Raw genomic sequence first — 14031 nt, 5'->3', positions numbered from 1 at the left:
TATATGAGCACATCTGTGGAACCTTTTGTTTATACATTGCCCTCGATCCCGCAGGCCTCGAGGGCCGACTGTGAGCGAGCCGCGCGCTTGCTCAAGTCGTATGCGGGCATCATCTTAGGTACCCACAAAGAAGATATGGTGGCCCGCACACTGGGTATGCGCAGCCAGAACGCGGGTATGCGGGAGGTGCGACAGTACCTGGATATTCTGGAGCAGGACACCCATAGCCAGGAGTGGCAGGACTTCGTTAACGCGTTCACCATCAATCACACGGCATTTTTCCGTGAACAGCATCACTTCGATATTCTGGGCAAGTTTGTCAGTACACGCGGCAAACCTCTGGATATCTGGTGCAGCGCAGCGTCCACCGGCGAGGAAGCTTATTCCATTGCCATGACGGTGCGCGAACATTGCCCTTCGCCGGATGTGAATGTGTCTATCCTGGCCAGCGACATTGATTCGGCCGCCTTGGATAAGGCCCGTCAGGGCGTGTACACCCTGGAGCGTATCCAGCCCGTACCCGATTTGTGGCTGCCGCGTTATTTTCAGCGCGGTGTGGGGGCTCGCAAAGGCCTGGCGCGTGTCAAACCGGTGCTGCGCAATATGGTGGAGTTCGAGGAGTTCAATCTGGTGGGGTCGGCCTGGCCTTCGTCCAGTCGTTTTGATGTGATTTTCTGTCGAAACACCATGATTTATTTTGACCGGGACGATCAGACGCGCATTCTGGAGCGATTCGCCGCTGTGACCAAACCGGGTGGCCTGTTGTTTGTGGGGCATTCCGAGAACTTCTCCTACCTGACCAAAGCCTTTCGCCTGCTGGGTCAGACGGTGTATGTCCGGAACTAGGGTCCAAGGGGGGCTTGCACGCCCTGAGCTCTGTTGGCGCTTGAAATCGGGATTATGAGTAGCATGAAGAAAATTCGAGTTTTGTGTGTAGATGACTCCGCCTTGGTGCGCAGCCTGATGGTGGAAATTATCAATAGCCATGCGGATATGGAAGTGGTGGCCGTTGCCCCCGATCCGCTGGTGGCGCGAGAGCTGATCAAAGAGCACAATCCGGATGTCTTGACGCTGGATGTCGAGATGCCCCGCATGGACGGTCTGGACTTTCTGGAGCGTCTGATGCGCTTGCGTCCCATGCCCGTGGTGATGGTGTCCTCGCTGACCGAGCGCAATTCGGACGTGACCTTGCGCGCGTTGGAGCTGGGTGCAGTGGACTTTGTGACCAAACCCAAGCTGGGTCTGCGCGATGGTCTGCTGGATTATTCGGACCTGATTGCCGACAAGATCCGTGCCGCCTCCATTGCCCGTCCGCGCCGTGCTGTCCCGGCAGTGCCAGGCTCGGCCCCGGTGCGTCGCTTGACGCATAATTTTTCAACGACTGAAAAACTCATCATGATTGGCGCCTCCACCGGTGGCACCGAGGCGATTCGTCAGGTGCTGGAGCCCTTGCCCGCCAACTGCCCGGCCATCATGATCACTCAACATATGCCAGCCGGTTTCACGCGCTCGTTCGTGAACCGGCTGGATGGTCTGTGCTCCATGCAGGTGCACGAGGCGGAAGATGGCCAACGCGTGTTGCCCGGTCACGTGTATCTGGCTCCTGGTGGCGTGGCGCACATGAAGCTGGCCCGCTCGGGTGCCAACTATGTGGTCAAACTGGTGGACAGTGAACCCGTCAATCGCCACCGGCCCTCGGTCGATGTGCTGTTTCACTCTGCCGCCGAACTGGCCGGACGCAATGCCGTGGGGGTCATTCTGACTGGTATGGGCAAGGATGGCGCGCAAGGTTTGCTGGCCATGAAACAGGCCGGTGCCATGACGTTTGCCCAGGACGAGGCCACCAGCGTGGTCTTTGGCATGCCGCGTGAAGCCTTGCAAATTGGCGCGACCGACATAGCGTTGCCCTTGGGGCAGATTAGCGAACGAATTCTGGCCAGTGTGGGGGCTTTTGGGCACCGTGTATAAACGGTCCTGAACGCACTGGCATGCTACTCATTTGGAGAATGTAAATGGTACAAAAAAATATAAAAATTCTCGTCGTCGATGACTTTCCCACCATGCGCCGGATTATCAAGAACCTGCTCAAGGATCTGGGATACGAGAATGTAGACGAAGCAGAAGATGGTCAGATGGGCTTGGAAAAATTGCGTAATGGCAATTTTGAGTTTGTAGTCTCTGACTGGAACATGCCGAATCTGGACGGGCTGGAGATGCTCAAGCAGATTCGCGCCGATGCCAGCCTGTCTTCTTTGCCGGTGCTGATGGTGACGGCCGAGGCCAAAAAAGAGAACATTATTGCCGCCGCTCAGGCGGGCGCCAATGGCTACGTCGTCAAGCCCTTTACCGCCGCAACGCTGGAAGAGAAGCTGAACAAGATCTTCGAGAAAATGGCCGGTTAATACGGAGTACGTCATGGATCCACAGCAAACATCGAATCATCCCGACCCCCAGAGCGTACCGGTTGATCTGGTTTACCGCATCGCCAACCTGACCCGTCTGTTGCGGGAAAGCATGCGCGAACTGGGTCTGGATCAGGCCATTAAAGATGCCGCGCACGCGATTCCGGATGCCCGCGATCGTCTGCACTATGTGGCTCGCATGACTGAGCAGGCCGCCAACCGGGTGCTCAATGCAGCCGAGCAAGTGCGTCCTTTGCAAGAGTCCCTGCAGGCAGACGCCCAGGCGCTGGATGCCGAATGGGACCAATGGTTTGAACAGCCCCTGGACCAGGATCAGGCTCGCGAACTGGTCAAGCGCACTCGTGGCTTTTTGCGCGATGTGCCTGTCAAGGCCCAGCAGACGCAGGACAATCTGCTGGAAATCATCATGGCTCAGGATTTTCAGGATCTGACCGGTCAGGTGATCACGCGCATGCTCGGTGTGGTCGGTACGATTGAAACCGAACTGGTTCAGGTGCTGGTCGATAACGTTCCTACAGAAAAACGTGAAGAAACTCATAGCCTTATCAATGGTCCGGTGGTCTCGCCCGTAGCCTCGGAAGTGGTCACCAGCCAGGATCAAGTGGACGATTTGCTGGCCAATCTGGGCTTTTGATTTCTGGCCCTACCTGATCATTGGGTTTGCTTTCTTAAGGCGCTGCGCATTGCAGCGCCTTTTTGCTTGTGAGGAACAGCCTGCTTTTATCAGGCTTTCTCCGCGCTATCAGAGCCACAGCCCTCTTTTAGAATGACCCCGCAGCATGCCGTGCGAGCGCAAAACGTGTGCTGCGCGCGTGATTCATTCTTTCAACTCCTGCGTCTTGGCAGTCCATGGCAGAAGACAGCGATCTCGAAAAAACAGAACCGGCCTCACCCCGGCGCCTGGAAAAGGCGCGGGAGGAAGGGCAGGTAGCGCGTTCCAGAGAGCTGACTACCTTCCTGATGCTGCTGGCCGGGATAGGCGGAATCTGGATTGGGGCCGGCTATCTGTACGAGACCTTTGGCGGTATTGTGCGGCGCAGCGTCTGGTTTGATCCACGTGTCGCGCACGATCCCAGTGCCATGGTGATGCAGGCGGCCAGTCTGGCTGGTGAGGCGCTAAAGGGGTTGGCGCCCTTGTTTTTGCTGCTGGTGGTGGTCGCGGTGATGGCCTCGATGGCACTGGGAGGCATGAGTTTTAGCGGCAAGGCCCTGCAGCCCAAGTTCGAGCGCATGAATCCGGCCAAGGGTATCCAGCGCATGTTTTCCATGCAGACTGTCGTGGAGCTGATCAAAACCCTGGCCAAAGCTGGTCTGGTGGGTTCGGTGGCAATGTATGTCATCTGGACCGAGCGCGAACAGATGACGGCCTTGATGTATGTGCATCCCACGGCGGCCATTGCCACGGGGATGGAGCTGATCATCAAGTGTTGTGCCCTGATCGCTGCCAGTTTGCTGGTGATTGTATTGATTGATGCGCCCTGGCAGTTGTGGAGCTTTTACAAGAAGCTGCGCATGTCGCATCAGGATGTGAAAGAAGAGCATAAGGAAAGCGAAGGTGACCCGCACGTCAAAGGTCGCATTCGGCAGCAGCAACGGTCCATGGCCCGTTCGCGCATGATGTCTCAGGTACCGGGCGCTGATGTGGTGGTGACCAACCCCACGCATTACGCGGTGGCCTTGAAGTATCAGGACGGCAAGGGCGGTGCTCCCCGTGTAGTGGCCAAAGGCACGGGCTTGATTGCCGCCAAGATCCGAGGACTGGCGGCGGAGCATAACGTGGCCACGTTGCAGGCGCCTGCGCTGGCGCGGGCCCTGTACTTTAACGTTGAACTGGAGCGCGAGATTCCCGTGGATTTGTACTCGGCGGTGGCCGAAGTGCTGGCCTGGGTTTATCAGCTTCGTAACTGGAACAAGGGGCAGGGCGAGCGCCCGATCATGCCCACCCGATTGAACGTGCCGACAGGCATGGATGAAGGCCCACTGCGTTCGCGCAAACATGAAAAGCAATGAACAATTTTTTTGCCTTACTCAAACAAAATGGTGGCCAACACGCCCGGCTTTTAGCGGGTCCGGTGCTGATCCTCATGGTGATGGCCATGATGATTTTGCCCTTGCCCCCGTTTTTTCTGGACCTGTTGTTTACCTTTAACATCGCTCTGGCCGTCATGATCTTGCTGGTGGCCATGTTCACCAAAAAGCCATTGGACTTTGCCGCTTTCCCGGCCGTGCTGTTGTTTGCCACCTTGCTGCGCCTGGCCTTGAATGTGGCCTCCACGCGTGTGGTGCTGATGAACGGTCACAAGGGCCCGGATGCGGCTGGCCAGGTCATTGAGGCCTTTGGCCACTTTCTGGTCGGTGGCAGTTTTGCTGTTGGCCTGATCGTGTTCGTGATTTTGGTCATCATCAACTTTGTGGTGATTACCAAGGGCGCCGGGCGTATTGCGGAGGTGGGTGCACGCTTTACCCTGGATGCCTTGCCGGGCAAGCAGATGGCCATTGATGCGGACCTGAATGCCGGTTTGATCGGCGAGGACGATGCACGGCGCCGCCGCGCTGAGGTGTCGCAAGAGGCCGAGTTCTACGGTTCCATGGATGGTGCCAGTAAGTTCGTGCGCGGTGATGCCGTAGCGGGCCTGCTGATTATGGTCATCAACGTGATTGGTGGTCTGGTTATTGGTGTCGTGCAGCATGGTTTGAGCTTTTCGGAGGCCGGCCGCGTCTACACCTTGCTGACCATTGGTGATGGTCTGGTTGCCCAGATTCCTGCTTTGATCATCTCGACAGCCGCCGGTGTGGTGGTCTCGCGCGTGGCGACGGACGAAGACGTGGGCCAGCAGATGGTCAACCAGCTTTTCCGCAACCCTGTGGTGCTATATATCACGGCCGCAATTTTAGGCTTGATGGGTTTGATTCCCGGCATGCCCAATCTGGTGTTCTTGCTGCTGGCTGCGATTTTGGGAGCGGGCGCCTGGCTGATGCAAAAGCATCAGAACGAACAGGTGCAGCAAGCCACTGAACCCAACGACGAAGTCTTGGCAGCGGCTGACTCTGCTGCCAGCGAAGCTAGCTGGAATGATGTGTCCATGGTGGACCCCTTGGGCCTGGAAGTGGGCTATCGCCTGATCTCTTTGGTAGACCATGCGCAAAATGGCGAGCTGCTGCATCGTATCCGCAGCTTGCGTAAAAAGTTTGCGCAGGAAGTGGGCTTTTTACCGCCTGTGGTTCACATTCGGGACAATCTGGAACTCAAGCCTAACGACTATCGCATTTTGCTGGCTGGGGTGGAAATTGGCCGTGGTACCGCAACGCCAGGCCAGTGGCTGGCCATTGATCCCGGTGGCGTCACCATGAAGCTGCCCGGTACACCGACTACGGATCCGGCTTTCGGTTTGCCGGCAGTATGGGTGGATGTCAGTATGCGCGAGCAGGCACAGATCGCGGGCTATACCGTGGTCGATGCCAGCACGGTCATTGCCACGCACATCAACCATTTGCTGCATCGCCACGGGGCCGATTTGCTGGGTCGTCAGGAAGTGCAGCAACTGCTCGATCATGTGGGCCGCGAAGCGCCCAAGCTGGTCGAGGATTTTGTGCCGCAAACCCTGTCTCTTAGCCTGTTGCTCAAGGTCTTGCGCGGCCTGCTGGCTGAGGACGTCCCTATTCGTGATATGCGCAGCATTGTGGAAACCTTGGCCGAGCATGCGCCGCGTATTCTGGCTCCTGGCGCGGTTCAGCCTGGCCAGGAGGCCGGTGAGCTGCTGGCTGTCTTGCGCGTGGCGCTGGGCCGCGCCATTGTGCAGCAGTGGTTCCCTGGCGAAGGCGAGTTGCGTGTGATCGGTCTGGATGCTCGTCTGGAGCGGGTCATGACGCAGGCGCTGACCAGCAGCGGTGCGCTCGAACCCGGACTGGCCGAGTCGGTATTGACCGATGCCATGCGGGCGACACAGTTCCAGGAAGAGCATGGTGATCCGCCTGTGCTGGTTGTGCCCCCCATTTTGCGGGCCACCTTGTCCCGTTTCCTGCGACACCACATTCCCCAGCTGGGTGTCTTGTCTAACGCTGAAATTCCTGAAGAACGCATCCTTCGGGTCACCACCATTATTGGTCAGTCTGAATGAATATAAGTCGCTTTTTTGGTAGTACCAGCCGTGAAGCCATGCGTCAGGTACGCATTGCCTTGGGCCCCGATGCCCTGATTGTGTCCAACCGTCGTGTCAATGGCGGGGTGGAGATTCTGGCGACGGATTCCAGCTCCGTGCCCGGCGCCGCCACCGAGCGTGCGCCCATGCCAGGCAGCGTGCCTCATCAGGCCGCCGGCATTCGTCAGCAGGAAGTGGCTCCGCCCCCAGCGGCTGACAATGTCATGGGCGCGATTGGGGCATTGCGTGGCGCATTGGAAGGACGCATGGATGATTTGGTCTGGAGCCACCAGATGCGTCGCACGCCTGTGGCGGTGAATCTGTTTCAGAGTCTGTTGTCGCAAGGTTTCAGTACCGCCTTGTTGCGTGCCATGCTCAAGCGTTTGCCCGAGGAGCTGGGCGCGCGTGCGGCCTTGCAATGGGTACGTACAGAGTTGGAAACCCATTTGCCGGTGCTGCGTTCTGAGGACTCCTTGTGGCAGCCTGGCTTGGCCTTGGCCTTGGTGGGGCCCACGGGAGTGGGCAAGACCACCACGCTGGCCAAATTGGCGGCTCGAGCCGTGCGTCGTTTCGGTCCCGATAAAGTGGTTTTGCTAACTACCGATACGTATCGGATCGGTGCGCATGAGCAATTGAAAATTTATGGCGATTTGATGCGGGTCGCCGTGCATATTGTCCAGGATGTGGCGCAACTGCGTAGTGTGATGCTCGGCGTGCGCCCCGATCAGGTGATCCTGATCGACAATATGGGCATCAGCCAGCGTGACCGCTATGTGCGCGAGCAGGCCGCTTTGCTGGCCGGTGCCGGACGCCGGGTGCAGCGTTTGCTGGTGCTCAATGCGGCCAGCCAAGGCGATACCCTGGATGAGGTGGCACGTAGCTATACGCACGATGGTGGCACTGCACTCAGTGGCTGCATCATCTCCAAGGTGGACGAGGCCATCAAGCTGGGCGGCCCTCTGGATACTGCCATCCGCTTCAAATTGCCCATTCATTACGTGTCCAACGGCCAGAAAGTGCCCGAGGATCTACGCTTTATGAGCGCTGCCGAACTGGTCGACTCGGCCTTGCAGGTACGCGAGGGTCAGCGCCCCCTGTACGCGCCCAGTTCTGGCGATCTGGCGGCCTTGCTGGAAAGCGGCGGGCACTCCGCACAGGAACTGCAAGCCGAACAAGAGCGCCGGGCGCGGGTTTTGCCGCGCCTGTTGTCGGCAGCCTCTGCCGGTGGCCCTATTTCCCTGGAGCAGGCCCGTCGCGCTGCGGCGGATCTGGACGAACGCTTGGCCTGCGCCGAAGCCTATGATTTTTGGCGTGATTTGCATGCGCCCAATGCCTCCGTTCAGGATGGGGCGGCGGCGCAACGGGCACAAGGCTTGATGCGTGCCGCGTGTCAGGAAGTCAGCGAAGGCAATATGTCCCGTTTGCTTGTGATCCACGCAGACCATCAACCGGCGGGTGCTCAGGAACAATGCTCTTTTAGCTTTCTGTTCAGCCCCAAAGGGCAGGCCCTCAGTATTCCGTACTATCAGCGACAAACTCCGTCGCAGTGGTCGGATGTGCGTGGTGTGCGCAGTATGGAGCGGCCCAGCCCCACCCAGGCACTGAATCAGGCCATGCAGGTTCTGAACGCTCAGGCCCAGCCTGTGAATTTGCTGCATATTTTCGAAGGTGGTTCGCCCACGATGTGGCGTCAATGGGCCGATATGCAAGCCGATTGGCTGGCTCTGATTCCAGGCGCGACTTCCTTGTGGCACAAAGACGGCAAGACCACGCCTAATGCCTTGAGCAAACAGTTAGCTTTTCACGCCATTCCTGATTTGGCAGCGCGCCTGCATCTGGAAACGCTGGGACGTGCCAAGCTGGGTGAAATTGCCTTGTGGTATGCCGTGGAGCCGGTGCAATTGCGGCACCGCAATGCCGAGCCTGTTCATCTGGATTTGATCGTCTTGCGTACCGTCGCTCGTCACGATGGCAAAGTGTTGAAAACCCGCTTTGCCTTGATGCATCATTGCGTCGGTTCTGAGGTCATTGCCCCGGCTAGTCTGGCCTGCTACATGATGCTGCGTAGCGAGGTACAGGAAATGGCACGTTTGTTTAATGCGGTGCGTGGCTTGTTGCCTGCCAGCAATTCCGAGTTTGAAGAAGAGCTCCATTTGCTGGCTGCTGCTCAATTAACGCTGGCTTCCTGGGATTTGTTGCAGGCGCCGGATAATCGGGGAGTGCGGCAACTCAGTGCGCGTTTGCTGGGCAAGCCGAACCTGAAGTCCGGGCAGTCAGTCGATGCGCTGGTAAAGATGCTGGTGCTGAAAGAAGCGATGAGCTAAATCCAGCGAGATTGAAAAAGCCTGCCACACGGCAGGCTTTTTTATTTCAAGCGCTGCAAATTGCTGCTTAGTCCCTGGAAGAGGGCGTCTTTGATGTGTTCAGGGAAATGCGCTGGCAATCGTGCCGCGACATTTTGAATGGCTGGCTCCACAAGCTGGTGAAGGTCTTCGATCAAGGATTCAGTGGCTTGCTGTCCTATATAGGTTTTTCCTACGGCAAGCCAATGCCGGAGAAGCATTTCCTGCATCTTGTAGCGAGTGTTGCTGGTGCGTAGTGCCATCGCCATTTTGACGCGCTGAATAGGGCATTGATTTTGTTTTGTGCCTACCCAAGGCCAGGCCGAGAGCACATCGTAAAGTGGTGCCAGACGGAAGTAGCCGCCAGGTTCTATGGCCAGGCTGAAGTTCTTGGCATGGCCATCTGGGGCGGCCAGCAAGTAGAACACCAACAAGGTTTTGAAGAAAGCCTGTCGGTCAGCCAGAGCATTGGACGAGCCGGATAAGACCTGCATGATGGCATGGATGCCAGGGCCACCGTCGGACTCGTATTTGACATGGGAAGGCAAACCACTTGCCTGTAACAGGTCTTCATGGGGCAGGCGTATCAAGTGACCATGACGGCTCCAGGCACGGTCAAAGCGCTCCACGATGAGAACCTTTTGATCTTCAAACTGGCCAATTTGGGTTTGGGCGACATTCAAGCCCAGTTCTTTGAGCAGCTCCATGCAGAGCCATTCGTTTTCCACCGAGTGGCTCAGATCAAAGCGGACATTGCCCGCCAATCCTAAGGGTAGTTTGAAGATGTGTGAGCTGGGTGTCGATCCCTGCGGAATGTGCCATTGCCCGTGATGCCATAACAGCGCCGTTTTTTCCTGGGCACCTGCCAGTGAAAAACGAAAGTCTTCGGGGGCCAGATCCTGGCGGGCGGTAATTGTGCCGCGTAAATGCTCGGCAACGTCGCTTTCAGTGAGAGGGCGGGCTGTGAGGGTGTGAATATCTGGCGCTGGAGAGTTCTCAGGCAGAAGTTGCACGGCACCAGCAGCATCCCGACCTATTGCTTCGAGCAAGGCAAACGTTTCCAGCGAACGGGTCTTGAAGCGGGAGGCGATGCGTTGGCGAATCCCGGGATTGTCGGGCAGTAGATTGTCAAAGTAATTGTCTACGACCTCGCCACGAAGTGCTTCATTGTTGAATGTAAAGGGTAGGGATAGAGACAGCTGCCGGCCTTGAGGATGGGCGATCCAGTCTGGTGCGTAGCGAAGTTGTGATGGGCCGTGGGTAGGCTTATACCACTTTCCAACGAAGAGACCATTCATCCACAGGTCCAGAACAGGCATCACCACTCCATAGATTCAGGTTTGTCAGGTTCGTGAGCGTCAATAATGGAGATCTTGGCTTCCAGGACGGCCAGAACCGAAAACAGGTTTTTAAGCGATAAGCCCGACGCGTCATTTTCCATGCGCGAAATGGCTTGCTGCGTCGTGTTCAGCTTGTCTGCCAGCTCTATCTGACTCCAGCCTTTACGCTTGCGCAGCGAGCGGATGAGCTTGGGCATTTGCTCCGGGCTGTGCAGTGCAATGGCGTCTAGTCTTGTTGGCATCGCCTAGCTCCTTTGAATTCTAAATACAATAAATTTGATGTATTTTAAACATACATCGTTTTTGGTGTATTCAAAGAATACATCATATTTAATGTAATGGAGTTCAGGCATTCGGACATTCAGGCGTTCAGCCCTTGTACCTTAGCGTGGCTTGCAGCGTTCTCCGTATTCAGGCAGGACAAAAAAAGCGCCAACTAAATAGTTGGCGCTTTCAGTCTCTGGCATGACCCTGCTTGAGTCTGCTGGGGCTTAAGCCTTCAAGCTCAAGGAAGACTGCGTGTTCTGTGTTTTCCCGGATGCGTCGTAAAACGTGTTGCGGCCCGTAAAGGCTTCCAGCGCGTCCAGGTTCTGTTGGGTATCGATCAAAAAGGTGTCAACCAGAATGCGGTTATTGTCGCTGGCGTTGCGCACTTTCTCGCTGAGCTCGATCAGTTGTTCCAGCTCGTCTTCCAGTTCGTCTTCTTCCGCGGCGTAGCGCAGACCTTGAAGGTTGTTCTCCAGTTCGCGCTCTTGCAGGAGTTGAGCACGGCTCTGGTCCAGTTGTTCGATGCGTTCAAATAACTGGTACTTGCGCAGGGTAATCTGGGCCAGCTCTTCGGGCACGAAGCTGCGCAGCAGCAGGGTGTGTTCTTCTACCAATAGCTGCTCAAAATCCAACAGGCTCTGGTGTTGATCGGCAAGACAGGTTTGCAAAGACATGGCCGTTTCGGGAGGTTACTTGAGAAGATCGCGCACGGAGGCAATCAGGGAGTCGGCAATCCGACTGGTATCAATCTTGAGCTCGCCTGCTGCAATGGCCTCGCGCAAGGTCTGGACTTTTTGCATGTCTACATCGGCGCTGCTGTCTTGCAGCGAATTGAGCTGGCGGGCGGCGGCGCTGAAGTCCACTTCGTTGGTGCTGCCGCTGTTGTACGCTTGGTGCGCACGATTCGAGCCCGTACTGCGTTCTGCGGTAGTGGTTTCAGCAAGCGGTGTCTTGAGGGAGGAGGGGCTGATCTTCACGTGTTTCTCCGTGCGGCCTGTTCTTTGCGTTGATCTTGTAACGGCGCTCTGGAGGCAAACTTTAGCATGCTCATCGGATTTAGTTTAGAGAACGACCTGAACCGTGGACGCATCCAGTACCGTGGCTGAAATCACTTGCCCTGAACTGGCCTTGATCTGAATCTGGGTGCCCGGTGCGCCACTTTGCAAGGCCTGGCCCTCGCCGGTGGCGACAAAGCCCGCGCCACGTGCAACGGTTCGCACTGTCTGGCCGCGCATAATCGACTGCGGATCGCGCAGCGCCGAGGCGCGTATCGCACTGCCTAAAGGAATACGCTGGCTGGCGACATAACCGATGATCTGCTCGGGGTTGATGACCACGCCGTTGGCCAGGGCCAGCAAGTCTCCTTCGCGTTCAAGCAGGTCGTCCTGATGGATCGTCTCGCCCGGATTGATGCGGCGGTTGGGGACGTAATAGTGTCCTTGGATAGAAAGGGTGGCACCTATGGAGGTGCTCCAGCTTTGTGGGCTCAGGCAGCGCACACCGATGCTCATACGCGATCGCAGACGCTGGCCGCTGGGCAGAAAAAACTGGTTTTGAGTGCAGGCGGGCATGGCGTGCAGGCGCGATGCATCCAGTGTGATGGTGGCGATGCCAGGATACATCTGCGCTTGCTGGAGCAGGTAGTCCTGCGCCTGATCCTGCATAGCTTGCACACTGAGAGCCTGAACGTCCTCTTGAGCGCGCACGCTTGCTGTCGCACCCAAGGTAAACAGACACAGGCAGGTCAGGAGTCTATATAAGGTCATGACTGAATTTTACGGACTCGGCAGCCAGGTCAAGAGCTGAATTGGCCGATAAATTGCGTTTTGTTCCCGGGTTTGTGAAGCAGTACCTCTGGCTACCATGCTGTTATGACGGTGAAAAGGCGTGCGCGCGTTCACTGGATCTCAAACTTGAACACAGAATATTGGCTTGACTCCATGATTGATCGCATCGGTGAGCACCTGAAGTTTTACCAAACGGCACTGGCTTTGCGCCAGGAGCGCCAGGAGGTGTTGGCCTCCAATATTGCCAATGCCGACACGCCCAACTACAAGGCCAGAGATATGGACTTTACGGCCGCCATGAAGGCGGCTTTAGGGGGGCAAGGGCAGATGGCCTTGCCCAATACCAGCTTGGCCTTGACGTCCGCCCGCCATATTCCCGCCCAGGCAAGCCGTCCGCCCAGTACGGACGAGTTGCTCTATCGCGTTCCTGTACAACCTTCTTTAGACGGCAATACGGTCGAGATGGACGTGGAGCGCATGCAATTTGCCGATAACACCTTGCACTATCAAAGCACGATCAACCTGGCGTCCCAGCGATTGAAAGGCTTGATGGCGGCCTTGCAACAGTAATAGCGAGTCTTCATGTCCAGTTTCAGTATTTTCCAGATAGCCGGCTCTGCGCTGACGGCTCAGTCCCAACGCATGAACGTGTCGGCCAGTAATCTGGCGAACGCCGATAGTGTGGTTGGGCCCGATGGCCAGCCTTACAAAGCTCGCCAGGTGGTGTTTCAAATGACACCCCAGGGCAATAGTCCCGTGGGTGGTGTGCAGGTGGTGGGCGTGCAAGAGAGCACCGCACCTGGCCGTCTGCAATATGACCCTGGCAACCCGTACGCGGACGAGCAAGGTTACGTGACTCTGCCCAACGTGGATGTGGTGGCCGAGACCGTCAATATGCTGGCCGCCTCGCGCTCCTATCAGGCCAATGTGGAAGTGGTGAACACGTCCAAGAATCTGATGTTGCGTACCTTGACCATTGGTCAGTAAGCCGGTTTACGGAAAAAGAGAGCATGAGCACAGTCAATAACGATCGTACTTCCCTGGACCCCACCGCAGGAGCGATGGCCGGGGTGGATGCCCGTAACAAAAGCGCCATGGCCGAGACGGAAGACCGTTTTCTGACCATGCTGATTACGCAGTTGCGTAATCAGGACCCACTCAACCCTATGGATAACGCCCAGGTCACGACTCAGATGGCGCAGATGTCCACGGTGGCGGGGATTCAGCAACTGAACAACACCTTGCTGGCGGTGGCCGGGCAAATGGACGTCAGCCAGTCCATGCAGGCCGCTAATCTGATCGGCAAGCAAGTGCTGGTGCCGGGCGCGAAAGTGTCTCTGGGGACCAGCCAGGAAGGCGAAAAAGTGGCTATGCCCTACGGAATTGATCTGGTCAGCGGGACGACGTCGACCGTGGTGCAGATCCAGGACAGCAGCGGCAAAGTGGTACGTGAATATGATCTGGGCGCCAAAGAGGCGGGTGTGTACTCAATGGAGTGGGATGGCCTGGATAACGAGGGTTCACCGCTGGCCGACGGTTCGTACACCGTCAGTGTCTTGGCCAGCAATGACGGCACGGCCGTCACCGCCAGCCCATTGACGCATGGCAAGGTCGATAGCGTGGCTTACACCTCCAGCGGTTTGATGCTGGATCTTGGCCTGGCCGGTTCGTTCTCCCTGCTGGATATACGCAAAATCATGTAAGTGCCGCCAGCCCGTCAGTGGGCTGGGCCA

At 57.0% G+C, this 14031-nt stretch carries 15 protein-coding genes; 10 read left to right on the top strand and 5 right to left on the bottom strand.

The features are described 5' to 3' along the window. The first annotated feature begins 3 nt into the window (after positions 1–3). The 7 genes from LNA76_RS08170 (at position 4) to flhF (ending at position 8886) form a co-directional block, all read left to right on the top strand. The gene (locus tag LNA76_RS08170; RefSeq protein ID WP_230018714.1) at positions 4–846 is read left to right on the top strand and encodes a CheR family methyltransferase; all 843 of its coding nucleotides are present in this window, start codon (positions 4–6) and stop codon (positions 844–846) included. A 63-nt stretch (positions 847–909) separates the two neighbouring features. Continuing rightward, positions 910–1968 (top strand): protein-glutamate methylesterase/protein-glutamine glutaminase, encoded by a 1059-nt coding sequence (locus tag LNA76_RS08165; RefSeq protein WP_094196097.1) that lies wholly within the window; start codon positions 910–912, stop codon positions 1966–1968. 44 nt (positions 1969–2012) lie between these two features. Further along, positions 2013–2402 carry a chemotaxis response regulator CheY gene (cheY, locus tag LNA76_RS08160; RefSeq protein WP_094196098.1) on the top strand — a complete coding sequence of 130 codons (390 nt, stop codon included), beginning with the start codon at positions 2013–2015 and terminating at the stop codon, positions 2400–2402. A gap of 13 nt (positions 2403–2415) precedes the next feature. Then, a complete protein-coding gene (cheZ, locus tag LNA76_RS08155; protein WP_108727136.1) occupies positions 2416–3057 on the top strand; it encodes a protein phosphatase CheZ in 642 nt (213 codons plus the stop codon). A gap of 215 nt (positions 3058–3272) precedes the next feature. Next, a complete protein-coding gene (flhB, locus tag LNA76_RS08150; RefSeq protein WP_230018712.1) occupies positions 3273–4433 on the top strand; it encodes a flagellar biosynthesis protein FlhB in 1161 nt (386 codons plus the stop codon). Beyond that, complete coding sequence (gene flhA, locus LNA76_RS08145; protein WP_094196101.1) at positions 4430–6541, top strand: flagellar biosynthesis protein FlhA; 2112 nt, start codon at positions 4430–4432, stop codon at positions 6539–6541. The genes flhB and flhA overlap by 4 nt, the downstream gene beginning before the upstream one ends. Further along, positions 6538–8886, top strand: coding sequence for a flagellar biosynthesis protein FlhF (gene flhF, locus LNA76_RS08140; protein WP_094196102.1), 2349 nt, complete (start codon positions 6538–6540; stop codon positions 8884–8886). Before flhA ends, flhF begins: the two co-directional genes overlap by 4 nt. A 41-nt stretch (positions 8887–8927) precedes the next feature. Here the strand turns inward: flhF and LNA76_RS08135 are convergent, their stop codons facing one another. The 5 genes from LNA76_RS08135 to flgA form a co-directional block, all read right to left on the bottom strand. Beyond that, on the bottom strand, positions 8928–10202 hold the full coding sequence (locus LNA76_RS08135; protein ID WP_230018710.1) for a type II toxin-antitoxin system HipA family toxin: 1275 nt from the start codon (positions 10200–10202) through the stop codon (positions 8928–8930). Positions 10203–10222: 20 nt separating this feature from the next. Further along, positions 10223–10486 (bottom strand): helix-turn-helix domain-containing protein, encoded by a 264-nt coding sequence (locus LNA76_RS08130; RefSeq protein ID WP_052363008.1) that lies wholly within the window; start codon positions 10484–10486, stop codon positions 10223–10225. Between the two features lie 249 nt (positions 10487–10735). Continuing rightward, positions 10736–11185: a flagellar export chaperone FlgN gene (flgN, locus tag LNA76_RS08125; protein ID WP_121738530.1), complete on the bottom strand. Its 450-nt coding sequence runs from the start codon at positions 11183–11185 to the stop codon at positions 10736–10738. A 15-nt stretch (positions 11186–11200) separates the two neighbouring features. Further along, the gene (flgM, locus tag LNA76_RS08120; protein ID WP_230018709.1) at positions 11201–11488 is read right to left on the bottom strand and encodes a flagellar biosynthesis anti-sigma factor FlgM; all 288 of its coding nucleotides are present in this window, start codon (positions 11486–11488) and stop codon (positions 11201–11203) included. 84 nt (positions 11489–11572) lie between these two features. Next, positions 11573–12277 (bottom strand): flagellar basal body P-ring formation chaperone FlgA, encoded by a 705-nt coding sequence (gene flgA / locus LNA76_RS08115; RefSeq protein WP_094196105.1) that lies wholly within the window; start codon positions 12275–12277, stop codon positions 11573–11575. Positions 12278–12451: 174 nt separating this feature from the next. Between flgA and flgB the strand changes: the two genes are divergently transcribed. From flgB to LNA76_RS08100, 3 genes are read left to right on the top strand one after another with little or no spacing between them, the layout of a single operon-like run. Continuing rightward, the gene (gene flgB, locus LNA76_RS08110) at positions 12452–12868 is read left to right on the top strand and encodes a flagellar basal body rod protein FlgB (RefSeq protein ID WP_094196106.1); all 417 of its coding nucleotides are present in this window, start codon (positions 12452–12454) and stop codon (positions 12866–12868) included. 12 nt (positions 12869–12880) lie between these two features. After that, positions 12881–13285: a flagellar basal body rod protein FlgC gene (gene flgC / locus LNA76_RS08105; protein ID WP_094196107.1), complete on the top strand. Its 405-nt coding sequence runs from the start codon at positions 12881–12883 to the stop codon at positions 13283–13285. A 23-nt stretch (positions 13286–13308) separates the two neighbouring features. Continuing rightward, the gene (locus tag LNA76_RS08100) at positions 13309–14001 is read left to right on the top strand and encodes a flagellar hook capping FlgD N-terminal domain-containing protein (RefSeq protein WP_094196108.1); all 693 of its coding nucleotides are present in this window, start codon (positions 13309–13311) and stop codon (positions 13999–14001) included. Positions 14002–14031: the final 30 nt, after the last annotated feature.

The sequence above is a fragment of the Alcaligenes sp. MMA genome (assembly GCF_020907215.1).
In the GTDB taxonomy this organism is placed as follows: Bacteria; Pseudomonadota; Gammaproteobacteria; order Burkholderiales; family Burkholderiaceae_B; genus Alcaligenes; species Alcaligenes aquatilis.
The sequence above is the reverse complement of the archived record's forward strand: the minus strand, read 5'-3'. Positions and strand labels throughout refer to the sequence as shown.

Coding starts and splice junctions, on each gene's coding strand:
- flgN (WP_121738530.1), bottom strand. CDS start 11,185: ATGTCTTTGCAAACCTGTCTTGCCGATCAACACCAGAGCCTGTTGGAT.
- cheZ (WP_108727136.1), top strand. CDS start 2,416: ATGGATCCACAGCAAACATCGAATCATCCCGACCCCCAGAGCGTACCG.
- LNA76_RS08135 (WP_230018710.1), bottom strand. CDS start 10,202: ATGAATGGTCTCTTCGTTGGAAAGTGGTATAAGCCTACCCACGGCCCA.
- flgA (WP_094196105.1), bottom strand. CDS start 12,277: ATGACCTTATATAGACTCCTGACCTGCCTGTGTCTGTTTACCTTGGGT.
- LNA76_RS08130 (WP_052363008.1), bottom strand. CDS start 10,486: ATGCCAACAAGACTAGACGCCATTGCACTGCACAGCCCGGAGCAAATG.
- flgB (WP_094196106.1), top strand. CDS start 12,452: ATGATTGATCGCATCGGTGAGCACCTGAAGTTTTACCAAACGGCACTG.
- LNA76_RS08165 (WP_094196097.1), top strand. CDS start 910: ATGAAGAAAATTCGAGTTTTGTGTGTAGATGACTCCGCCTTGGTGCGC.
- flhA (WP_094196101.1), top strand. CDS start 4,430: ATGAACAATTTTTTTGCCTTACTCAAACAAAATGGTGGCCAACACGCC.
- flhF (WP_094196102.1), top strand. CDS start 6,538: ATGAATATAAGTCGCTTTTTTGGTAGTACCAGCCGTGAAGCCATGCGT.
- flgC (WP_094196107.1), top strand. CDS start 12,881: ATGTCCAGTTTCAGTATTTTCCAGATAGCCGGCTCTGCGCTGACGGCT.
- cheY (WP_094196098.1), top strand. CDS start 2,013: ATGGTACAAAAAAATATAAAAATTCTCGTCGTCGATGACTTTCCCACC.
- LNA76_RS08170 (WP_230018714.1), top strand. CDS start 4: ATGAGCACATCTGTGGAACCTTTTGTTTATACATTGCCCTCGATCCCG.
- LNA76_RS08100 (WP_094196108.1), top strand. CDS start 13,309: ATGAGCACAGTCAATAACGATCGTACTTCCCTGGACCCCACCGCAGGA.
- flhB (WP_230018712.1), top strand. CDS start 3,273: ATGGCAGAAGACAGCGATCTCGAAAAAACAGAACCGGCCTCACCCCGG.